Genomic DNA, 22,514 nt, shown 5'->3' on the forward strand with positions numbered 1-22,514 from the left:
TATTTTTTCATTTAATTATATTTTTATTAATTCCTTTATTTTAATACTAATAATTTTTTTCAAATTGCAAATAATAGACTTGTAAAATTTATTTTAAAGGAGATGTAATCTTTTATGAGAACATTAGATGTACTCGCACTTATCTTAGTTGTAATAGGCTCAATAAACTGGGGCCTTATTGGATTTTTTAGATTTGACCTTGTTGCATCCTTATTTGGAGATATGTCAGGATTTAGTAGAATAATTTATGCTCTAGTAGGTTTAGCTGGACTTTATGCTATATCTTTCTTTGGTAGAGATAGAGAATCTAGAGAAATTAAATAATTAGCTAAAATAATAAATAATTCAAAAAAAATCTCAAGTATTATTAAATATTGGAGATTTTTTTTTATTTAGTTGTTGACTTTATAACTTTATTATACTAAAATAGAAACATCAAAATTTTTCATTTTAAAATCTTTGATCAGGAATAGTAGCTATGTGATTTAGTTTCAGAGAGTTGAGGATGGTGGGATCTCAACACGATATCTATAGTGAATGGACCTGTTAGATGTAAACCGAAATCCTCTTTGGAAAGTAGTATTTACCGTATTTCGCACGTTATAGCGATAGGATATGTTAGTATCTGAAATGAGATGTATTTAAAATATCTATTTTTAGTGTTTTAAATATAATTTAGGTGGCAACGCGAATAATACTTCGCCCTATTGTATAGGGCGGAGTTTTTTTATTTTTAAATATAAATTTAGGAGGTGAATTAATATGGCATGAAAGAAAGATACTCTTAAAAATAATTTAACTAATATGAAATTAAGGAAGGAAGATGTTATTATGAAATCAAATTTAAAAAAATCTATTATTAATTCACTATTTATTGCTATAGGACTTATATTACACCAAATTGCTCCACCACTATTCCTTGGCATGAAACCAGACATATCATTAACTATGATGTTTATTATAATATTAATAAATCATGACTATAAAAGCACATTATTATCAGGAATTGTCTGTGGAATATTGACTGCTCTTACAACTACATTCCCTGGTGGTCAATTACCAAATGTTATTGATAAGATTATTACTGCTCATATAATTTATTTAATGTTGTTACCTCTAAGAAATAGAGTAAATAACCAAATTCAAACTATAATTATTTCTATAATTGGTACATTAATTAGTGGAACTATTTTCTTAGGTTCAGCAGCCTTACTCGCAGGATTACCTGGTTCATTCTCTGCACTATTTATTACTGCTGTACTCCCTGCTACACTAGTTAATACTTTAGTAGCACCTATATTATACAACGCTATTAATTTATCTATAAAAAAATCTAACGTTAAAATCTTTGAACAATAGAGCTATAGTCTAAAAAATAACGCATATGGATTCCCTCTTCCACATGCGTTATTTTAACTAAATTTCTACTGGTTTACCTACAAATCTAACTATTAAACCTATTAAAACTATATTTATTGGTAATACAATAGCTACTGGAGCTCCAAGACCTACTGGTATATATCCACCAAGTACAGCAACAACTGCAACAGCTAAAGCATAGTATAGCTGAGTTCTTGTATGATCTATATGGTCACAGGCTGATCCCATAGAAGAAAGAATCGTTGTATCTGAAATTGGAGAGCAATGATCTCCAAATATTGCACCTGTAAGCACTGCACTTATAGCCACAACCATATATGAATGTTCAGGATTTAATGCAAAAGCAAGAGGTATTGTAAGTGGCATTAATATACCCATCGTTCCATAAGAAGTCCCTGTTGCAAAAGATATTATTGAAGCTAGTATAAATATAAGCGATGGTAATATAAAAGCAGGCATATTAAATTTTAATACCTGTGATACTATAAAATGTGATGTTCCAAGTTCCTTAATTACTCCACTTAATGACCAAGCTAAAAGAAGAATTACACCAGTTATTATAAGTGATTTCATTCCAGTAATCCAAGTGTCAATAGCTTCCCCTATAGTAAATATCTTTTGGCTTATTCCCATAACCATAGCAACAATACTTGCTAATACTGCTGCTTGGAATAAAACTATACTAGCATCAGATGCTCCAAAAGTTTCTTGTATAGCTTTAAAAGAAGCCGGACTAGTTTTTATAAAATCAATTAAGGCTGTATCTTCTCCACCCATTATTCCAACATAACCATTGTAATAGAAACCAGCAAAGGCACCAACTATTAGAACCATTATTGGCACTACTGCATTTCTAACTTTTAATACAATACCTTCTTTTGGTTCAATATCTGTAGTTTCTTCTGAAACCATTGGCTTTGCAGTATCACTTAATACTTTCCCTGTTGTTCTAGCACGTCTTTCTGCTTGTAGCATAGGTCCAAATTCTCTTAAGAAGTACGCTGTGAATACTATAAATATTAAAATTAATATATTATAAAATCTATACGGAATCGTTTCTAGAAATATATTATATGCATTAGCTTCCTGTCCAATTAACTCATATCCACCTTTAATTAAACTAAGCTCATACCCAACCCAAGTTGAAATAACTGCTATTCCTGCAATCGGAGCTGCCGTAGCATCAATTATAAAAGCTAATTTTTCTCTTGATATTTTCATCTTATCTGAAACTGGTCTCATTATAGGTCCAACGATTAGAGCATTAGCATAGTCATCAAAGAATACGAATAGTCCAAGAAGCCAAGTAATTATTTGTGTACTAACTGGTGACTTTGCCTTTTTTGCTAAAGATTCAGCAACCGCTTTTGCACCACCCATTTTAGTAACTAGTGCAATAAGTCCACCTATTGCTAAACATTGAAGTATAATACCTGCATTCCATGGATCTGCTAAAGAATTTAGTATTTGAGATACAATACTTAAGAATCCTTGAAATAATGCACCAAAAATATTAAATCCATTTAATTGAAGTAAAAATGTTCCTGAGAATACTCCTATGAATAAAGATAAAACAACATTTTTAGTTATAAATGCTAAAACTATTGCAACTAATGGTGGTATAATTGTCCAAAAACCAAACTTAGCTGCATTTGCTTGTGCTACTTCTACATCAACTCCTAGTGCTGTTGTAGCAAATACTAGAAGCATGGCTAATAAAGAAATTGTAAAAACACTTCTTCTTTTCATTATTTTTCCCCCTGTATAAAATTTTTCATACATCGAATTTTAGCGGAGTGTAACTTCAAAAAACAAAAGCCTTGAGTTCTCACTCAAGGCTTATTAAATACTATACTTGTAAAACAATAGTACCCAATAAGTTGAATGATAGCTCTCCACAATACTAATTGTGACAGTCTTACACATATTCTATGCAAAACCAGCAATATAACCTTTAAGCACGGGCTATATACTTCGGCGGCATCTCCTTTCCTGTTGCATCATTGTGCTTTCCTCAACAACAGTACTATTAAATACCGCGCCTCTATCACTAAACTTCGATATACGCATGTCTTATATTTTATAAAATTTTTTAAAAATAGTCAAGCTTTATTACTTAATTTCATAACATTACCGTATAAATTTATTTATACTAATTCATTATTTTTATACTCTATATTTTTCTTAATACCTCTATTAAGGGTACTGCTATAATCAATAAATTCATATACGTCTTCTGCAAAAATCTCATTAAACTCTTTAAGTTTAGGCAAATCTATATCTTCTATAGCTATTTGATTTTCTTCACAATATAAAACTATAGACCCAATAACTCCATGAGCATCTCTAAAAGCCATACCCTTATTTACTAAGTAATCTGCAGCTTCTGTAGCATTTAAAAATCCTTTTTTCACAGACTTAAACATATTTTCTTCTTTTACTTTTAAACTACCTACCATTCCACTCATAACTTTTAAGGATTTCAAAACGGTGTCTAGCGCGTCAAAGAACACCTCTTTATCTTCTTGCATATCTTTGTTATAAGCTAATGGTATACCCTTCATAGTAGTAAGAAGACTCATTAAATCTCCATATACTCTTCCGCTCTTTCCTCTTATAAGTTCTGCTGCATCAGGATTTTTCTTTTGAGGCATAATGCTGCTTCCTGTAGAGAATTCATCACTAATTTGTATAAAATCAAACTCTTTACTACTCCATAAAATAATTTCTTCACTTAATCTGCTTAAATGCATCATTATTATAGAAAAAGAAGATAAAAGACTTATTAAATAATCTCTATCACTTACCCCGTCCATAAAATTGTCTACAGGTTTTTTAAATCCTAATTCCTTTGCTGTAAACTCTCTATCAATATTGTAAGTTGTTCCTGCTAATGCTCCACATCCAAGAGGACTTTCATCCATTATTTCAATATCACTTAAAATTCTCTTCTTATCTCTTTGAAGCATACTATAGTAAGCCATCATATGAAATTTAAAAGTCACTACTTGAGCTCGTTGAAGATGAGTATATCCTGGCATTATTACATTATTGTTTTCTCCTACACTTTTAACTGTTTGTAAAAGAGTTTCTATGTTTTCAATAACTTCAAATGCTTTTTTCTTTGCATACATTCTCATATCCACAGCCACTTGATCATTTCTGCTTCTTCCAGTATGAAGTTTCTTTCCAACTTCACCTATTCTTTTTATTAAATTAATCTCTACAAAGCTGTGAATATCTTCATAGTCTCCTTCAATTACTAGATTACCATTATTAATATCATCCAATATTGATTTTAGACCTGCTGATATACTAGCACCTTCTTCTTCAGTTAAAACACCGCATTTAGCTAACATCTTAACATGAGCTAGGCTTCCAGTAATATCTTCACTGTATAATCTTTTATCAAAACTTAAAGAACTATTAAAGTCCTCCATAAGCTTACTTTCCTCGTTTTTAAATCGTCCACCCCAAAGCTTCATATGTACAATCACTCCGTTCTTTTAATAGCTAATCGCTACCCACCATTTTCTACATAATTATAGAAACTGGCGACTAGCGATTAGTTGTTATATTTTCTTAGTATTTACTAACTATTTGTTTTTATTATTAAGTATTGCATTAATTTTATATGGAAGACCAAAAAGGTTTATAAAGCCTTCTGCATCTTTATGATCATATAATTCACTTGCTCCGAAAGAAGATATTGTCTCTTCATATAGTGCATAAGGTGATTCCATACCAGCAATCATTATATTTCCTTTATATAGCTTTAATTTTACACTTCCAGTTACCTTCTCTTGAGTCTTATCTACAAAAGCGTCTAGAGCTTCTTTTATATTTGTAAACCATAATCCATTATAAACTAACTCTCCATATTTTTGTGATACCATTTCTTTAAAATGGAAAGATTCCTTTTCAACTGTTAAATATTCAAGTTCTTTGTGAGCAGCATAAAGTATAGTTCCACCTGGAGTTTCATATACTCCTCTAGATTTCATTCCTACAAGTCTGTTTTCTAACAAGTCTATAACTCCTATACCGTTCTCTCCACCTACTTTGTTTAATTTATTGATAATGTCAGTTGGGCTTAATTCTTCTCCATCAACTTTCTTAGGTATTCCAGCTTCAAAATAGATTTCTACATATGATGCTTCATCTTTTGCTTTTTCAGGTGGAACTGTCATAAGGTACATTTCTCCCTTATGTTCATTTCTTAAATCTTCTAAATCTCCGCCTTCATGACTTGTATGCCAAATATTTCTATCCCTTGAATATATTTTTTCTTTAGTTACAGAGATTTCTATCCCATTTTTATTTGCATAATCTATAGCATCTTCTCTTGATTTTATATCCCAAATTCTCCAAGGTGCAATAATTTTTATAGTCGGATCTAAAGAAGATATACCAACTTCAAAACGAACCTGATCATTTCCTTTTCCAGTACATCCATGACAGATATATTTAGCTCCTTCTTTATGTGCTACTTCTACAAGAGTTTTAGCAATTAATGGTCTTGCAAAAGAAGTTCCTAATAAGTATTTACCTTCATAAACAGCATTAGCTTTAAGTCCTTTAAAAAGATAATCTGTAACAAACTCTCCAGTAACATCTTCTACATATATCTTTGAAGCTCCAGATCGTATAGCTTTTTTCTCTATTTCTTCAAAATCTTCATCTTGTCCTACATTTACACAACATGCTATAACGTCTAAGTCATAGTTATCCTTTAACCAATGTATAATAATAGATGTATCTAATCCACCTGAATACGCTAATACTACTTTATCTTTCATAAATATACACTCCTTTTTGATTTTTTTGCCTTTTATCTCCATTAAATCTCTGCGATTACCATTGATAACCAAAATATAATATAATAATTATACATACATATTCATAATTATGCAATAGTTTTTTTGTATCTTTCTTAGATCCTACTGCTTCAGAAGTCTTAAAAACACATTAAAATTTGTCTTTATAATTCATATATACAGAAGCTAAATATATCTATTTAATAAATACACTAAAATTATTGTACCCATTACTGTAATAATCATATTTTGCTTTTTTATTATTAAAAAACTTGCAAATACTGCTCCTGTTATTGATGTTAGAATATTCCCTGTTGAATATAACACTTCTGGAAATAAAAGTCCACCAAGTGCAGCATAAGGTATATATTCTAAGAAAGATTTTAAGAATTTTCCTGGATCTTTTCCTTTATATAATATCATAGGTATAGCTCTAGACAAATATGTAACTAGTGCAGCTAAAAATATCATAGTTAATACTTTATTCATTTATTTCACCTTCTTCCTTTGGTAAGAACATTGCCCCAATTAAAGATGTGAATATAATAGTAATAACTACTCTCCAATTACCAATACTATTATTTAAAAATGGAATATAGTAAATGGTTGAACTAATTATCATAGCAATAATAGCTACAATCGCTACTTTTAATGATTTAGAAGCTACTGGAAGAAGTAATCCTAAAAACATAATATAGATTGCAATCCCTATACTATTAGAAAAACTACTTGGTAGTATCCCAGCAAGTAGTGCACCTATTAAAGTTCCAGACACCCATCCTATATAAGATATAGTCTGTACCCCTAAAATAAAAGACGGTTTTAAATTTTCTCTTGTCATAACGATAACAAATACTTCATCAGTAATTCCAAAGCTTAATAAAGCTTTTAATTTCATATTAACTGAGTCTTTTAGTTTATTTGTGATACAAAAAGACATAAGTAAATATCTTGCATTTATTATAAATGTAGTTAATACAATATTACTAACTTCAATTCCAAGATAAAACATATTAACCCCAATAAATTGTGTAGCCCCAGTAAAGTTTGTTAAAGACATTAAAACTGCTAAAGCCCCTGAAAGTCCAGCTGCTTTTGCAATTAATCCAAATGTAATAGCCACAGAAAAATATCCCATAAATATTGGTAATCCAGCTTTTATACCCTGCTTAAACTCTATTTTATAATTAGAATCAATTCCTAAATTCATAAAACACCCCCTTATTTATAAATACACGCGAAAAGATGTATAGATAAATTTTATCTACACATCTTTTAAATACATCTTACTGAAATTATCCTATTATATATAAACTATAAATTTTTTATTATTTCTTCTGCAAACTCCGTAGTTGTAGCTGTTCCACCAAGGTCAGATGTCATAACCTTACCTTCACTTAGAACCTTAGTAATAGCATTATCTATTTTATCTGCTACTTCTAATTCTCCTAAGTGTCTTAACATCATAACTCCACTTAATATAGCAGCCATAGGGTTTGCAATATTTTTTCCTGCTATATCAGGAGCTGAACCATGTACTGCTTCAAATACTGCCATATCAGTTCCTATGTTAGCTCCTGGAACTACACCTAGTCCGCCTACAAGTCCTGATGCCATATCTGATAATATATCTCCGTATAAATTAGTCATAACAAGTACATCATAATTTTCTGGAGATTGCACTAGTCTCATACTCATAGCATCTACTATCATATCATTGAATTCTATACTCTTATGCTTTTCAGCAACTTCTCTTGAACATCTTAAGAAAAGTCCATCAGATAATTTCATTATATTAGCCTTGTGCACAGATGTAACTTTTTTTCTACCTTGCTTTTCTGCTAAATCAAAAGCATACTCTACTATTCTGTCACTTGCTTTTTTTGTTATAAGCTTTATGCTCTCAGCAGCTACATCACCAATACTGTGTTCAATTCCAGCATATAGATCTTCTGTGTTTTCTCTAACTATTATAAGGTCAACATCCTCATATCTTGATTTTATTCCTGGATAAGTTTTTACAGGTCTTACATTAGCATATAGATCTAGCGCTTGTCTTAGTCCTACATTGACACTCTTAAAACCCTTACCAACTGGTGTTGTAACTGGTCCTTTAATTGCTATCTTATTCTTTTTTATACTCTCTATTACATAGTCAGGAAGAGGTGTACCGAACTCAGCTATAACCTTTTCTCCAGCTTCCACTGTCTCCCAATTTATTTCAACTCCACTTGCATCTAAAACACTCTTTGCTGCTGTCATAACCTCTGGTCCTATTCCATCCCCTGGAATCAGTGTTATATTATACGCCATTTTGTTTATACCCCCATTATTTCTTTATTGTATTAATAAGTCCGCCCTTTAATATCATCTCTTGTTGTCTTTCAGAAAGTTGTAATTTCATTTCATATTCTTTATTCTTAGTCTTATTAACAACTACAACTGTTCCTACTTCTGCTCCCTTTATAGTATTATCTATAACAAGTTCATCAAATTCATCTATAGTGTTGTAATCTTCTGGATTAACAAATACTAATGGCATAATTCCATTGTTTATTAAGTTAGCCATGTGAATTCTAGCAAAAGATTTAGCAAGTACTGCCTTTATTCCAAGATAAAGTGGTGCTAAAGCCGCATGCTCTCTACTTGATCCTTGACCATAGTTAGAACCTCCAACTACAAAGCCTCCATTGTTTTCTTTAGCTCTCTTTGGAAATTCTGGATTACATGGTGCTAAGCAATAATCTGATAAATAAGGTATATTTGATCTATATGGCAACAAACTTGCATTTGATGGCATTATATGATCTGTTGTTATATTATCTCCAACTTTTATTAAAACTTTGCCTTCTACTGTATTTTTTAAAGCTTCAGCTTTAGGGAAAGGTTTTATGTTAGGTCCACGTACTATTGTAATTTCTTCTGGCTTTTCTGCTGGATGTACAACTAGATTATCATTTATTAAAAATTCTTTTGGCATTTCTATTTCTGGTGAATCTCCAAATTCTCTTGGATCTGAAATATATCCTGTTATAGCAGATACAGCAGCAATTTCAGGACTTACAAGATATACCCCTGCAGTATTAGTTCCACATCTTCCTTCAAAGTTTCTATTTATTGTTCTTAATGATACTGCTCCATTAGCAGGCGCCTGACCCATTCCAATACATGGTCCACAACCTGATTCAATTATTCTTGCTCCAGCAGCAATCATTTTAGCTAGTGCCCCATTGGCTGCTAACATATTTAAAACTTGCTTTGATCCTGGTCCAATTACTAAGGACATATCCTCATGTATAGTCTTACCATCTAATATTTCAGCAACCTTCATCATATCTACATAAGAAGAATTTGTACAGCTTCCTATAGTGATTTGATTTACCTTTGTACCCTTAACTTCTGTAATCTTAACTACATTATCAGGGCTATGAGGACATGCTACTAATGGCTCTAATTCATTTAAGTTTATTTCAATTACCTCATCATAAATTGCATCCTCATCTGGTTTTATCTCAACATAATCCTGATCTCTACCTTGTGCTCTTAGAAATTCAAGCGTAGTCTCATCACTTGGGAATATAGAAGTTGTTGCCCCAAGTTCAGCTCCCATATTAGTTATTGTAGCTCTATCTGGAACAGATAAGGTTTTTACTCCTTCTCCGCCATATTCGAAAATTTTATCTACTCCACCTTTAACAGTTAATCTTCTTAGAACTTCTAATATAATGTCCTTAGCTGATACCCAAGAATTTAATTTTCCTTTAAGCTCTATTTTTACAACCTTTGGAGTTTTAATGTAGTATTCTCCTCCACCCATAGCAACTGCTACGTCAAGACCACCAGCTCCAATACCAATCATTCCAATTCCACCTGCTGTTGGAGTATGACTGTCTGAACCTACAAGCGTCTGTCCTGGAACTCCAAATCTTTCCAAATGAACTTGGTGACATATTCCATTACCTGGTTTTGAAAAGTAGATACCATGTTTTTTAGTTACTGTTTGTATATACGCATGATCATCAGCGTTCTCAGGTCCTGTTTGAAGCATGTTATGATCAATATAGGCTACAGATTTTTTAGTCTTAACCTTATCTACTCCTAGTGCTTCGAATTGTAAATATGCCATTGTTCCTGTAGAATCTTGTGTTAAGGTTTGATCTATTCTAATTCCTATTTCACTACCTTGTTTCATTTCTCCTACAACTAAATGCTCTTTTAATATTTTTTCTACAATATTATACCCCATAAAAGTCAACCCCTTTTAGAATTAATATGTTGCTATATGAATTTTAATTTGTAATAGCCATCATTCTACGTGAATATTACAACTTTTACACCATAATTATACACCATTATATCATATTTATACAATCTTAGTAAAGTTAATTGCAATATAGACTATTTAAAAATGCATTTTTAAATATTACTTGTCATCTTATGAGAATGAAAAATAATAATTTCCTGAAATAATACCCCCTATTTCTGAGTATAATAATTATCGAGGTGATTTTCTTGTTTGAAAGTATAAAAAATAATAACATCTATAAAAATTTATATAATGGCGAATGGGTTCAGTCTACTAATGCTCCAATAGATATTTTTTCTCCTGTAGATGGCACTTTAGTTGGGAAAATTCAATCTATGAGCGAAAAGGACGTAGATGCATCCATAAAAGCTTCAAAACTTTCACAATTAACTTGGGGTCAAACTCCCATTAACGAACGAGCAAACTTATTGTGTAAAGCTGCTGATCTGCTATTAGAAAATAAAACTATACTATCAGATATTCTTCAAATGGAAATTGCAAAAGATAAAAAGTCTGCATTATCTGAAATTGAAAGAACTGCAGATTTTATAAAATTTACTGCAGAGGAAGGTAAACATATTCACGGTGAATCTGTTGGTTCTGAGAACTTTCCAGGTTTTAAGAAAAATAAAATATCCTTTGTAACTAGAGTTCCTATGGGAGTTGTTCTTGCTATATCTCCTTTTAATTATCCAATAAACTTAGCTGCTTCTAAAATTGCTCCTGCTCTAATAGCAGGAAATAGCGTAATTTTCAAGCCAGCTACTCAAGGTTCCATAGCTGCCCTTCATCTTGCTGATATTTTTAATAAAGCAGGACTTCCAAAGGGAGTATTAAACACTATAACAGGCAAGGGTTCTACAATTGGAGACTATTTAGTAACTCATGAGGATATAAATTTTATCAACTTCACCGGAAGCTCTGATGTAGGAAAGCATATAGCTGTCATTGCAGGTATGGTTCCTATGTTAATGGAGCTTGGCGGAAAAGATGCTGCTTTAGTTTTAAAAGACGCTGACTTAGAAAAAACTGCTCAAAACATAGTATCAGGTGCATATAGTTATTCTGGACAAAGATGCACTGCAGTAAAGAGAGTTCTAGTAGAAGAAGAAATAGCAGACTCCTTAGTTAGTAAAATTAAAGAAAAAGTTAAAAAACTAAAAATAGGAAATCCTAAAGAAGGTGCAGATATAACCCCTTTAATTAACAGCGAGGCTGCAGATTATGTTGAAGGGTTAATTCGAGATGCTATTATCAAAGGTGCTACTCTTGTTACCTCTAGCAAAAGAGTAGGAAATTTAATTTATCCAGTACTATTTGATAATGTTACTACTGATATGAGAATTGCTTGGGAGGAGCCTTTTGGTCCTGTGCTACCTATAATTAGAGTAAAAAATATAGATGAGGCTATAGATATAGCAAACTCCTCTAAATATGGTCTTCAGTCCTCTATTTTCACTAAAGATATTGATAAGGCTTTTTATATAGCTAATAAACTCGAAGTTGGTACAGTTCAAATAAATAATAAAACCGAAAGAGGTCCAGATAACTTTCCGTTTCTTGGTGTTAAATCGTCTGGCATCGGAACTCAAGGAGTAAGATATAGTATAGAAGCTATGAGTAGACCAAAAGCAATAGTTATAAATATAGAAAACCAATAATAAAAAAAGAAAATTGCGTTGCAATTTTCTTTTTTTATTATTGGATATTTTTAGCTATTTCATTTTTAACAATTTCAGCTAGATTTTTTTCTTCTTCTTTTGAAAGGTTCTCTAAGTATATGGCTTTTCCAACAATTACTCTAATCTCACCTTTTTTAAGCCATCCATTATTTTCTTCGAAGATTTTATAACTTCCATCAATAGTAACTGGCACTATAGGAGCATTAGCTTTAGTAGCCATCTTTAAGCTTCCTTTTTTAAACTCTCCTATATCACGACCTTTACTTCTTGTGCCTTCCGGAAAAATAACCATAGAATATCCACTCTTTAAGTTTTCAATCCCCTGATTTATAGCTTTTACAGACTCTCTCACATTTTCTCTATCTATAAACACACATCTAATATTCTTCATCCATTGTGAAATTATCGGAGTTTTTTTCAATTCTTTTTTTGCAATGAATCCCATAGGTTTATTAATAGCAGCTAATATAGCAAGAATATCAAAATTTCCTTGATGATTAGCTACAAAACAACATGCTTCTTCTGGTACATTTTCTAACCCATTTACCTCTAATTTTACTCCAGCTTTTTTAAGTACTTGATTTGCCCAATAAAAGACTACTTCATTTAGAAATTTTTCTGCTTCTTCATCTTTTCCTTGATTTTTCAGATTATTATACTTACGATTTAAACCAAGTGTACGTATTAAATTAAAAACGATATATGTATATATACCTATAGACCTCACACTGATCATTCCCTTCATTAATTCTTTAAACACCTTCTATTATAACGATATAAAAGTATCAATTCAATAAATAGTTTATTTTTCCAATTACTCATGTTTATTTTTTAGAAAAAGTGTAATGATTATAGATATAATTTAAAATCTAGTATATAGATGGAGGTAATCATTAAAAGTTGATATGAAATATAATAAAAAGTATTTTAAATTGTCTTTAATTGTAATAACATTTATAATGGTATATATGTTTTATATTTCTTATACTTATATAAGTAGTTCTATTAATGTAATTTCTCCCACATCTCCTAAAAATATTTTAATTCACTATATAGATGTAGGCCAGGGAGATGCTATTTTAATTCAATCCAATACTAAAAATCTACTAATTGACTCTGGCCCCAATAACAAAAAGACTATTAGTTATTTAAAGAGTCAGGGTATAAAAAAATTAGATTATGTACTGGCAACTCACCCCCACGATGATCATATTGGTTCTATGGATAAAATTATAAGCAATTTTAATGTGCTGAATTTTTACACTCCAAGAATAACAAACAATACAGATGCCTTTAAAAGTATGCTAACTGCTCTTAGTAAAAAAAATCTTAAAATAGTACCAGCAAAGGCTGGAATTAAACTCGATTTAGGAAATGATATCAATTGTACTATACTATCACCAATACGCGATCCCTATAATGAACTAAATAATTTTTCAGCAGTATTAAAGCTCTCTTACAATAATACAAGTTTTTTATTTATGGGTGATGCCGAATCTTATAATGAAAATGAGCTTATAAAAGAAGGCTATAATCTTAAAGCTGATGTAATTAAAATAGGTCATCACGGAAGCAACTCATCAACTTCAAAACTACTGTTAGATAATGTTAAACCTAAAGTTGCTATAATTAGCTGTGGCAGAAATAATGAGTATGGACACCCTAATAAAGATGTTATCAGTAGACTTCAAGAAAAACAAATAAATATTTTTAGAACTGATATAGATTCTTCTATAGTATTAGAAAGTGATGGAAATAAAATAATGAAAAGGTAGTGATAATAATGAATTCAGTAGCATTTGAGGTTTTCGGTATACCCATTAATTGGTATGGTATTATTATAAGTATAGGTATTCTTTTAGCATATTGGGTGGGCTCTAAACAAAGCAAATTATATGATGTAGATTTTGAAAAGGTAACTGACATTTTTATAGTTGCTCTGCCTGTAGCTATATTATGCGCTAGATTATATTACGTTATTTTTGAATGGAGTTCCTATAAAGATACTCCCTCTGAAATACTTAATATTCGCGGTGGTGGGCTTGCAATACATGGAGGAATTTTAGGTGCTACATTTGTTGTCTATATTATGGCAAAAATGAAGAAAATTGAGTTTGGAAAATTGCTTGATATTGCAGCTCCTTGTTTCCTACTCGGTCAATCTATAGGACGCTGGGGAAATTTCTTTAATTCAGAAGCTCATGGTGGACCTGTATCTAAAGAATTTATTTCTAGATTCCCTGAATTTATACAAAGAGGAATGTATATTAGGGGCACTTACTATCATCCAACTTTTCTATATGAATCCATTTGGAACTTATGTATGTTTGCTTTCCTTATGGTATTAAGTAGAAAAAAAGAATTAGCAAAAGGGTCTATATTTTATCTATACATGATTGTATACTCAATTGGAAGGTTCTTTATAGAAGGACTTAGGACAGATAGTTTAATGATGGGCTCCTTAAGAACAGCACAGGTTATAAGTATAGTATTTATAGTTTTTGGTATTTTACTACTTATATATTCAAACAGAAATATACGTGAGACTCACTCCATATAATAAAAAATAAGCACTACAATTTAGTGCTTATTTTTTATACAGTTAATACCCTTGCTACTTTCCAAAGCTACAATTAGGAAATCTACACTCCTCACAGTCCATGCAGATACCCCCATGTCCATACTCTGTTAAGTCTTTATTACTAAGCTTTTCATCAGCTAAAATTCTTGGTAATACAAGGTCAAATACTGTTCTTTTTGAATACATAACGCACCCTGGCAGTCCTAATATAGGTATATCATTTTTATACGCAAGTAAAAACATTGCCCCCGGTAGTACTGGTGACCCATAGCTCACCAAGTCTGCTCCTGTATTTTTTATAGCTGTTGGAGTAACATCATCAGGATCTACGGACATTCCCCCTGTGCATATAATTAGCTCTGCTCCTTTATCTATTAATTTATCTATAGCATCCCTTATCCTACTAAAATCATCTGGAAGTACTACTTGTTCCACTATCTCACATCTGTACTCTTCTACCTTTTGCATTATTACTGGTCCAAAAGCATCCTTTATCCTACCATGATATACTTCATTTCCTGTAGTAATAATCCCTACCTTATTTGATTTAATTGGTATAACCTTAACTATTTTATCCTTAATTAAGTTCTCAGCATTTTTTATTTTTTCTTCTTCAATGATTAGAGGAATCACTCTCGTTCCAGCTACCTTTTGGCCCTTTTTTACTATTGTATTATTATGTACTGTAGATAATATGATTTCACCTAAAGAGTTTAGTTTAAAAAGCTCTTCTTTATTTACTTTTAAAAGTCCATCCTCTTCTGCAATGAAATCTATTTTTCCTTCTTTTATTTCACTAAAAACTAATCCACTTCCTGCTGTTAGCTCTCTTAATCTCTCAGCTGCCTCATTTTCATGAAGCATTCCCTTTTCATATTCCCAAACATAAATATTATCCTTTCCCAAGGATAATAGTACTGGAATATCCTCTTCTCTTATAATATGACCTTTTTTAAATGCCCTTCCCTTAAACTGTCCAGGTATAATCTGTGTTATGTCATGACACAATATTGAACCTACAGCTTCTTCTGTCTTTATGGTTTTCATAGTTTTACCACCTCATAATTTCCCCATATCTTTTCTATGTCTTAAGGAACCTTTATTCTTAACTAATAGAATTTCACTCATTATTGCAAAGGCTATCTCCTCTGGTAATTCTGAAGATATATCGAGTCCTATAGGTGCATGCACTTTTTCTAGATCTTCCTTAAATACTCCTTCTTCCAAAAGATTCTTCATAACCATCACAGTCTTCCTAGTGCTACCTATCATTCCTATATAAGCCGCTCCTCTTGATACTACAGATTTCAAAGCCTTACTGTCTGGCTCATGTCCTCTTGTTGCAATAACTATATAAGTATTTTCATTAATACTATAGTTAGAAAGATTGTATTCTATATCTCCATGTATTACTTCATCTGCTTCACTAAATCTATCTCTATTTGCAAATTCTTCTCTATCATCAAATATAACAGTATAAAAATTAAGTAATTTTGCAAACTTATAAAGCTGTTCCCCAATGTGCCCTCCTCCAACTATCATAAGTCTTTTTCTTGGAGTAAATACCTTTATAAATCCTTTAGCTTCCCCACCACACTGCATCCCGATATCTCCACTATCGTTTAACTTGTAATCAAAATCACTATCTTCATTTTTCTCAATACAACTTATTGCCTTTAATATAACTTCATGCTCAATCCTTCCTCCACCAACTGATCCTAGAATCCTCCCATTAGCCCACACTGCCATAACCGATCCTTTTTTCCTTGGTGTAGAACCTACTATATGAGTTAAAGTAGCCATAGCCACTGGTATTCCATCCTTTAAACTTTCACAAACTTGCTTTAATATTTTCTCCTCCACCCTTATTCCTCCTTACCTTTTTCATATATAATATTCCTTCTAAAACTGATCCCCCAATATTTCTTGCTTTATCTGAAATTGTGTAACAATTCTTTTTCTCTGTAAGCCTTGGATCAATATCTGCAATTTTAAGTCCTTTATGTACTTTACTATTATCTCTTATGAGTCCTCTTAAAACTCCATCTATGGTAGCATTAATCTCAATATTATCTACATAAGCTATTATATCTTTAGCTTTAACAACATCTCCAATTTCCTTTACATTGTTAATAATGCCGCTATATGGACTATATAAAACTCTTTCTTTTGAGTAACCACCAATCTCACCAGGTACCCCTGTATTTTCTGTAGCTTTGCCACTAAATATTAACCTTCCTAAATCGTGTCCTCTATTAGTTTCTATAACTATATTTACATCTCTATCTGCTTCAAAACCTGGACCTAAGGCTATAGTTATAGGTGCCATATCTTTCTTGGTTCCTAAATTTTTCTTAGCTAGTATTGCATCTATTACTATATATGGTTTTAATATATCTATGTATTTACCACTTGGGTCTATTACTACAGGTATATCGTCTTTCTCCCAAGTATTTAGTATTTCTTTCATATAATTCACATGTACAGCAGTTATATTCTCTATTGTTATATACTTTTCATATATAGCTTCGCTAAAACTTACTTTTCTTCTAATCGAAGTAGGCTTATCTATCTCCAATACTAAAACTTTAAATCCACTTCTATGTAATTTTTGTATTACTCCTGAGGCAATATCTCCACCACCTCTTATTATAACAATTTCTTCAAACATCTCTTATCATTCCTTTATACTTATAAGTTTTTCATAATCTTCCCAAGTATCTACATCCATAAGCACATATTCATTCTTAACCTCTATAAATATGACTTTATTCATATTATTATTAATTACATTTCTGCCTCCTATATCTCCTTGAAGTTCTCTAAGCTCATCAAGAGCTTCAAGTGGAAATATTACAGGACTTCCTTTTTTCCCTCTATAGGTAGGAACGATTATGTAATCACTATTTTTTTTAAAGGCATCCACTAAAAGCTCAATAGTCTCAACATCTAGTAATGGCTGATCTGCCGTAAAAAACATATATCCTTTAGCTCTAGTGGTGTTATCTATTCCTAATTTTACTGCTTCACTCTGTCCTATGCTAGGATTATGATTTCTTACAACATTTAGCCCATAGTTCATTGCTAGACTTAGTATTTCTTCATCTTTTACTATAATTGTTCTATTATAAAAATCACAAGATACAACCTTTTCTATAATATGTTGAACTAATGGTTTATCCTTATAAGTCAGTAATAGTTTGTTCTTACCCATTCTTCTTCCATACCCAGATGCCATTATTATAGCATTAATCATCTTCGCTTCCACCCTCAACCTTTTTAATATTATATATTCCTTCCCATATATTCTTTGTCTTTAAGCTTCCCAATACTATTTTTTTTATATATTTGTTATTCTCTTCAAAGATTCTAGTTAATAATTTATTTGCTAAAATCATATCCTCTTTACTTTCTACCTTATTTATAAATAAAATTCTATCTCCTAAAGAATTTTTAAATAATCCTTTATGATGAAATATTAGTAATATTATATTTTCTATACTTATCAATTCACCCTCACAGGAGTTAGTAATATCTATAAATTCCTTTAATCTATGTATATTGTCATTATTGATTTCTTGTCCTATTGCCTGTATATTTAAAACCCCTATGGTTTTATTTGTTTTATTGCTTATTACAGGCTCATTATCCTTCCATCCTTTGATGCTCTTTTCTTTAGAACCATCTGCCTCTACTAAGATGTAGTCAAAATAAGCAGTTTGTTCCTCTAAAAGTTCACAACTTAGCCCAACTAACTTTTTTTCATTATTTATGCCACTTCCATATATATAAATACCTTTATAATTTTTATTATTATGTTTGGAAAAGTCCGCCTTATCTATAGCAATAAAATCAAATTGGTGTTTTCTTGGATGATATATTTTTGTTGTAGTGGTTACAAGAACCTTACTTTCCTCTCTTAATTCTTCACCTAAAGAAAACATTAAAGTAGTCTTTCCCCCTGCACCTACAATTGATATGATATCCCCTTTTCTTATCTGTAATAACTCTTTTAACTTCATTGCTCACCTCTAAACACTATTACTCTTTCACCAAATTCCACAATTTTTTAGAACTTATATTATAAAATGATGACATATATCATTCTCATAATTTCTAAAGAATTATATAATATCATCATTTTATATTAAAACATATTCTACTTATTGTACATTCCCATAAATACCTTCTCAGGAGTTATTGGGAGATCTTGAACTCTAACCCCCACTGCATTATAAACAGCATGAGCTATAGCTGGTGAAGGTGTATTAGTTACAACTTCTCCTATTGACTTTGCACCAAAAGGACCTGTTGGCTCATAACTTTCTTCAAAATCTATAATTATATTTCCTATATCTTTTCTAGATGGAATCTTATATTGCATAAATGAATTCGTCTTAAGTGCTCCTCTTTCGTCATACTTAACATCTTCATATAGTGCCATACCTATTCCTTGAACAAGTCCACCTTCTGCTTGAATCCTAGCTAAGTTAGGATTTATAACAGTTCCACAGTCAATTACAGCTACATAGTCTATTAGTTCTACCTTACCAGTTTCCTTATCAACCTCTACTTCTGCAAATCCAGCCATAAATGGTGGTGGAGATACTGGACTACCATAAGTAGCAGTACCTACTAGCTGAAGTTTTCCTGTACCTAGAACAGCAGTCTCAGCTATTTTCTCTAAAGTCATAGAGTTTCTATCATCTACTGTTTTTAATTTTTCCCCATCAAATTCTACTTCTTCAGTGGGCACTCCCATAAATTTAGCGCCATTTTCTACTATTTGTCTTTTTAATTCCTCTGCTGCATTTACTACAGCCATTCCTGTTACATAAGTTGTACTAGATGCATAGGAACCTGGATCGTATGGTGAAACATCAGTATCTGCTGCGTTTACTATAAATCTATCAACTGATGTTTGTAAAACTTCTGCAGCCATCTGTGCTAATATAGTATCACTTCCGGTTCCCATATCTGTTGACCCTATAAGAAGTGTATAGTTACCATCATCATTTAATCTTACTTCTGCTGAGGCTGTATCTATACCTGCAATTCCTGATCCCTGCATAGTTACTGCCATACCAATCCCTCTTACTTTATTGCTAGATATTTCTCTACTTGGATATTTCTCATCCCATCCAATTAATCTTTTGCCTTTTTCTATACACTTATTTAGTGTTGAACTTCCTAGTTCTTTACCATCATAGGTTAAACAGGTTTCTCCTTCTTGTATCAGGTTTTTCAATCTCAATTCTATAGGATCCATATTTAACTTTTCTGCCAGTTTGTTTACTGCTGATTCAAGAGCAAAAGTTCCTTGAGTTGCTCCATAACCTCTAAAAGCTCCTGCTGGAGTTTTATTTGTATAAACTACATTTCCCATAAACCTAACAGCATTAGTTTTATTGTATAAAGGAAGAGTTTTCTGTCCTACAACACTAAATACTGTGGATGCATGCTCTCCGTATGCCCCGGAGTCTGATAATCCTTGTATATCAACAACTCTTATAAATCCTTCCTTGTCCGCCCCAAGTCTAACTTGTAATCTCATAGGATGACGGCTAGATGTAGATTCAAAAGTCTCTGTTCTATCATATATAATCATTGATGGTTTTCCTGTTTTTAAAGTAACAATTGCCGTAAATATCTCTACTGCAGCAGTTTGTTTTCCTCCAAATCCTCCACCTATTCTTGGTTTGATTACTCTTATTTTGCTAGCTGGTATTTGTAATGCCCTAGCAAGGCCTCTTCTAACATGAAACGGAATTTGAGTTGAACTTACAACTACAAGTCTTCCCATATGATCTAAATAATTGAATGCACGATAAGTTTCCATCATACAATGCGCTTGTGCCTGAGTGTAATAAGTCTCATCTACAATAAAATCACATTTTTTTAGTTCTTCTTCTACATTTCCTACCTCTACCTTTTGGGCAGAAATGATATTTTTTTCTTTACTCATTCCTATATCAAAATTACAGTGAAGATCATCTTCAGGGTGAACTACTGATTTATGTCCTTCTGCTTTTTCAAAATCTAAAACTGGTTCAAATACTTCATATTCAACCTTTATCATTTGCATAGCTTTTTCAGCTGTTCTCTCATCTACTGCCGCTATAATTGCAACTTCATCTCCTACATACCTTACTATTTTATCTAATATTAATCTGTCGTAAGGTGATGGCTCTGGATAGGATTGTCCAGCTAAAGTAAATCTCACATTTGGAACATCTTTATGGGTAATAATACATTCAACACCCTCTATTTTTTCCGCTCTTGAGGTGTCTATAGACTTTATTTCTGCAAAAGCATGAGGACTTCTTAGGATTTTCACTATTAATGCATTCGACATTGCTAAATCTTCTGTATAAACAGGCTTACCAGTAGCAATAGCCATACCATCTATCTTTGCATAGCCTTTTCCTACAATTTTCATTACTGATTCACCCCCAAATAGGTTTTAATAGCTCTTAATTGTCCCATATATCCTGTACATCTACATAGATTACCAGTTAGATAATGCTTTATCTCTTCATCTGTTGGATTTTCAAGTTCCTTTTTCATTGCAATAACAGTCATTATAAAACCTGGACTACAAAAGCCACATTGTTCCGCTCCCTCTGCAACAAGTATCTTTGCAAATTCTTCTGCTTCCTTTTCCACACCTTCTATAGTAGTGATATTTTTACCGTTAGCCTTTATTGATATAACTGAGCATGATAAAGTTGGTTTTCCATCTATCCATACAGTACAAAGACCACAACAAGTTGTATTACATCCTTTTCTTACACTTACCATTCCATTTGCCCTTAAAGTATCTGCTAAAAATTCATTATTCTCTACTTCAAAGGTAACTTTTTTATTATTTAGTGTAAATTCTACTTGCATTGTAATACCTCCTTTATTGCTCTTTTAATTAAAACCTGACATATAGCTTTTCTATACTCTGCAGAACCTCTCATATTACTTCCAAAGGATAACTCTTCTGCTGCTATAGCTGCTGCCTTATCAATATCCTCATCATTTAAGTTTCCTTTAGCTAATTCTTCAGATGCCATTTTAGCAATCCTTGCTCTAAAAGGTCTAGCTCCTACAACTATAGTCCACTCATTATCTAATTCTGACACTGCAACATTTAATATAGGATAATCACTAACAGAATTTCTTAAACTCTTATAAACTGCCTTTCGATGGCTCTTTTTTATAAATATCTTAGTTAGAATATCTTTTTCATAAGGTCTATTTAAAAATTCTTGTAAAGACATTCTTCCACCCTTGTGTAATTCTACTTCCGTATCTAGTGCAAGAAGTGCTGGAATCAAGTCAGAAAATCCATATTTTGAAAATACAGTAGCGCCTATAGTTACTACATTTCTAAACTGAACTCCTATTATATCCTTTACCGCTTGTCCTAAGACTCCATTAAAGTATCTATTAATTAGTTCATTTATCTCTAATTCTCTAAAGTTTGTTGTTGCCCCAATTTCGATATAATCCCCAACTTCTTTTACATAATCTAAATTTAATTTTGATAATTCAATAGCTGTTCCTATTTTCTTAGAAGTCATTCTTAAAAATGCACAACCACCTAAAACTGTATTATTCTTTCTTGAAGCTAGAATAGAGTAAGCTTCCTCTAAAGTTTCCGGTTGAACTAAATTCATTACTGTAAACATAGTATTCCTCCTTTGTATATCTATACTAACTTTAGTAATTTTAAGATTATTTTTATTTTTTCCCGACAG

21 protein-coding genes, 1 riboswitch and 1 other annotated feature are annotated in these 22,514 nt (G+C 31.7%); of the genes, 5 read left to right on the forward strand and 16 right to left on the reverse strand.

Annotated elements, in window-relative coordinates; all coding sequences use genetic code 11:
- Nucleotides 1–114: 114 nt before the first annotated feature.
- Both ACX0KU_RS14730 and ACX0KU_RS14735 read left to right on the forward strand, forming a co-directional pair.
- On the forward strand, nt 115–324 hold the full coding sequence (locus ACX0KU_RS14730) for a DUF378 domain-containing protein (RefSeq protein ID WP_472990736.1): 210 nt from the start codon (nt 115–117) through the stop codon (nt 322–324).
- Between the two features lie 126 nt (nt 325–450).
- Nucleotides 451–710, forward strand: a binding site (T-box leader).
- 121 nt (nt 711–831) lie between these two features.
- Nucleotides 832–1,359, forward strand: coding sequence for a tryptophan transporter (locus ACX0KU_RS14735; RefSeq protein ID WP_472990737.1), 528 nt, complete (start codon nt 832–834; stop codon nt 1,357–1,359).
- 57 nt (nt 1,360–1,416) lie between these two features.
- On the opposite strand, the gene ACX0KU_RS14740 is transcribed toward ACX0KU_RS14735, so the two are convergent.
- The 7 genes from ACX0KU_RS14740 to ACX0KU_RS14770 form a co-directional block, all read right to left on the reverse strand.
- Entirely contained in the window at nt 1,417–3,132 is a 1,716-nt protein-coding gene (locus tag ACX0KU_RS14740; RefSeq protein ID WP_472992471.1) for a Na+/H+ antiporter NhaC family protein, read from the reverse strand.
- 128 nt (nt 3,133–3,260) lie between these two features.
- A riboswitch (Lysine riboswitch) is annotated at nt 3,261–3,435 on the reverse strand.
- A 92-nt stretch (nt 3,436–3,527) separates the two neighbouring features.
- The gene (gene argH, locus ACX0KU_RS14745) at nt 3,528–4,865 is read right to left on the reverse strand and encodes an argininosuccinate lyase (RefSeq protein WP_472990739.1); all 1,338 of its coding nucleotides are present in this window, start codon (nt 4,863–4,865) and stop codon (nt 3,528–3,530) included.
- Between the two features lie 111 nt (nt 4,866–4,976).
- Nucleotides 4,977–6,179, reverse strand: coding sequence for an argininosuccinate synthase (locus tag ACX0KU_RS14750; RefSeq protein WP_472990741.1), 1,203 nt, complete (start codon nt 6,177–6,179; stop codon nt 4,977–4,979).
- Nucleotides 6,180–6,383: 204 nt separating this feature from the next.
- Entirely contained in the window at nt 6,384–6,686 is a 303-nt protein-coding gene (locus tag ACX0KU_RS14755) for an AzlD domain-containing protein (RefSeq protein WP_472990742.1), read from the reverse strand.
- A complete protein-coding gene (locus ACX0KU_RS14760; RefSeq protein ID WP_472990743.1) occupies nt 6,679–7,407 on the reverse strand; it encodes an AzlC family ABC transporter permease in 729 nt (242 codons plus the stop codon). The genes ACX0KU_RS14755 and ACX0KU_RS14760 overlap by 8 nt, the downstream gene beginning before the upstream one ends.
- A 104-nt stretch (nt 7,408–7,511) precedes the next feature.
- Nucleotides 7,512–8,510: an isocitrate dehydrogenase (NAD(+)) gene (locus ACX0KU_RS14765; RefSeq protein WP_472990744.1), complete on the reverse strand. Its 999-nt coding sequence runs from the start codon at nt 8,508–8,510 to the stop codon at nt 7,512–7,514.
- 16 nt (nt 8,511–8,526) lie between these two features.
- Nucleotides 8,527–10,443 (reverse strand): aconitate hydratase, encoded by a 1,917-nt coding sequence (locus tag ACX0KU_RS14770; RefSeq protein WP_472990745.1) that lies wholly within the window; start codon nt 10,441–10,443, stop codon nt 8,527–8,529.
- Between the two features lie 266 nt (nt 10,444–10,709).
- Here ACX0KU_RS14770 and ACX0KU_RS14775 point away from each other — a divergent pair, with 266 nt between their 5' ends.
- The gene (locus tag ACX0KU_RS14775; RefSeq protein ID WP_472990746.1) at nt 10,710–12,164 is read left to right on the forward strand and encodes an NADP-dependent glyceraldehyde-3-phosphate dehydrogenase; all 1,455 of its coding nucleotides are present in this window, start codon (nt 10,710–10,712) and stop codon (nt 12,162–12,164) included.
- Nucleotides 12,165–12,201: 37 nt separating this feature from the next.
- On the opposite strand, the gene ACX0KU_RS14780 is transcribed toward ACX0KU_RS14775, so the two are convergent.
- Nucleotides 12,202–12,945, reverse strand: a complete 744-nt coding sequence (locus ACX0KU_RS14780; RefSeq protein WP_472990748.1) for a lysophospholipid acyltransferase family protein — start codon at nt 12,943–12,945, stop codon at nt 12,202–12,204.
- 145 nt (nt 12,946–13,090) lie between these two features.
- Between ACX0KU_RS14780 and ACX0KU_RS14785 the strand changes: the two genes are divergently transcribed.
- On the forward strand, nt 13,091–13,960 hold the full coding sequence (locus tag ACX0KU_RS14785) for a ComEC/Rec2 family competence protein (RefSeq protein WP_472990749.1): 870 nt from the start codon (nt 13,091–13,093) through the stop codon (nt 13,958–13,960).
- An 8-nt stretch (nt 13,961–13,968) separates the two neighbouring features.
- Entirely contained in the window at nt 13,969–14,745 is a 777-nt protein-coding gene (gene lgt, locus ACX0KU_RS14790; RefSeq protein WP_472990750.1) for a prolipoprotein diacylglyceryl transferase, read from the forward strand.
- A gap of 54 nt (nt 14,746–14,799) precedes the next feature.
- Here the strand turns inward: lgt and ACX0KU_RS14795 are convergent, their stop codons facing one another.
- From ACX0KU_RS14795 to ACX0KU_RS14830, 8 genes are all read right to left on the reverse strand, one after another.
- Entirely contained in the window at nt 14,800–15,813 is a 1,014-nt protein-coding gene (locus ACX0KU_RS14795; protein ID WP_472990751.1) for a molybdopterin-binding protein, read from the reverse strand.
- A 12-nt stretch (nt 15,814–15,825) separates the two neighbouring features.
- Entirely contained in the window at nt 15,826–16,629 is an 804-nt protein-coding gene (locus tag ACX0KU_RS14800) for an XdhC family protein (protein WP_472990753.1), read from the reverse strand.
- Nucleotides 16,598–17,437, reverse strand: coding sequence for a selenium-dependent molybdenum cofactor biosynthesis protein YqeB (yqeB, locus tag ACX0KU_RS14805; RefSeq protein ID WP_472990755.1), 840 nt, complete (start codon nt 17,435–17,437; stop codon nt 16,598–16,600). Before yqeB ends, ACX0KU_RS14800 begins: the two co-directional genes overlap by 32 nt.
- A 6-nt stretch (nt 17,438–17,443) precedes the next feature.
- The gene (mocA, locus tag ACX0KU_RS14810; RefSeq protein WP_472990757.1) at nt 17,444–18,022 is read right to left on the reverse strand and encodes a molybdenum cofactor cytidylyltransferase; all 579 of its coding nucleotides are present in this window, start codon (nt 18,020–18,022) and stop codon (nt 17,444–17,446) included.
- Complete coding sequence (gene yqeC, locus ACX0KU_RS14815; RefSeq protein ID WP_472990758.1) at nt 18,015–18,788, reverse strand: selenium cofactor biosynthesis protein YqeC; 774 nt, start codon at nt 18,786–18,788, stop codon at nt 18,015–18,017. Before yqeC ends, mocA begins: the two co-directional genes overlap by 8 nt.
- Nucleotides 18,789–18,925: 137 nt before the next feature.
- Nucleotides 18,926–21,205 carry a xanthine dehydrogenase family protein molybdopterin-binding subunit gene (locus tag ACX0KU_RS14820; protein WP_472990759.1) on the reverse strand — a complete coding sequence of 760 codons (2,280 nt, stop codon included), beginning with the start codon at nt 21,203–21,205 and terminating at the stop codon, nt 18,926–18,928.
- On the reverse strand, nt 21,205–21,657 hold the full coding sequence (locus ACX0KU_RS14825; protein ID WP_472990760.1) for a (2Fe-2S)-binding protein: 453 nt from the start codon (nt 21,655–21,657) through the stop codon (nt 21,205–21,207). Before ACX0KU_RS14825 ends, ACX0KU_RS14820 begins: the two co-directional genes overlap by 1 nt.
- A complete protein-coding gene (locus ACX0KU_RS14830; RefSeq protein ID WP_472990761.1) occupies nt 21,648–22,445 on the reverse strand; it encodes an FAD binding domain-containing protein in 798 nt (265 codons plus the stop codon). Before ACX0KU_RS14830 ends, ACX0KU_RS14825 begins: the two co-directional genes overlap by 10 nt.
- Nucleotides 22,446–22,514 lie beyond the last annotated feature (69 nt).

It is taken from the genome of Clostridium sp. X (assembly GCF_055755365.1).

Coding starts and splice junctions, on each gene's coding strand:
- ACX0KU_RS14730 (WP_472990736.1), top strand. CDS start 115: ATGAGAACATTAGATGTACTCGCACTTATCTTAGTTGTAATAGGCTCA.
- ACX0KU_RS14735 (WP_472990737.1), top strand. CDS start 832: ATGAAATCAAATTTAAAAAAATCTATTATTAATTCACTATTTATTGCT.
- argH (WP_472990739.1), bottom strand. CDS start 4,865: ATGAAGCTTTGGGGTGGACGATTTAAAAACGAGGAAAGTAAGCTTATG.
- ACX0KU_RS14750 (WP_472990741.1), bottom strand. CDS start 6,179: ATGAAAGATAAAGTAGTATTAGCGTATTCAGGTGGATTAGATACATCT.
- ACX0KU_RS14755 (WP_472990742.1), bottom strand. CDS start 6,686: ATGAATAAAGTATTAACTATGATATTTTTAGCTGCACTAGTTACATAT.
- ACX0KU_RS14760 (WP_472990743.1), bottom strand. CDS start 7,407: ATGAATTTAGGAATTGATTCTAATTATAAAATAGAGTTTAAGCAGGGT.
- ACX0KU_RS14765 (WP_472990744.1), bottom strand. CDS start 8,510: ATGGCGTATAATATAACACTGATTCCAGGGGATGGAATAGGACCAGAG.
- ACX0KU_RS14770 (WP_472990745.1), bottom strand. CDS start 10,443: ATGGGGTATAATATTGTAGAAAAAATATTAAAAGAGCATTTAGTTGTA.
- ACX0KU_RS14785 (WP_472990749.1), top strand. CDS start 13,091: ATGAAATATAATAAAAAGTATTTTAAATTGTCTTTAATTGTAATAACA.
- lgt (WP_472990750.1), top strand. CDS start 13,969: ATGAATTCAGTAGCATTTGAGGTTTTCGGTATACCCATTAATTGGTAT.
- ACX0KU_RS14795 (WP_472990751.1), bottom strand. CDS start 15,813: ATGAAAACCATAAAGACAGAAGAAGCTGTAGGTTCAATATTGTGTCAT.
- yqeB (WP_472990755.1), bottom strand. CDS start 17,437: ATGTTTGAAGAAATTGTTATAATAAGAGGTGGTGGAGATATTGCCTCA.
- mocA (WP_472990757.1), bottom strand. CDS start 18,022: ATGATTAATGCTATAATAATGGCATCTGGGTATGGAAGAAGAATGGGT.
- yqeC (WP_472990758.1), bottom strand. CDS start 18,788: ATGAAGTTAAAAGAGTTATTACAGATAAGAAAAGGGGATATCATATCA.
- ACX0KU_RS14820 (WP_472990759.1), bottom strand. CDS start 21,205: ATGAAAATTGTAGGAAAAGGCTATGCAAAGATAGATGGTATGGCTATT.
- ACX0KU_RS14825 (WP_472990760.1), bottom strand. CDS start 21,657: ATGCAAGTAGAATTTACACTAAATAATAAAAAAGTTACCTTTGAAGTA.
- ACX0KU_RS14830 (WP_472990761.1), bottom strand. CDS start 22,445: ATGTTTACAGTAATGAATTTAGTTCAACCGGAAACTTTAGAGGAAGCT.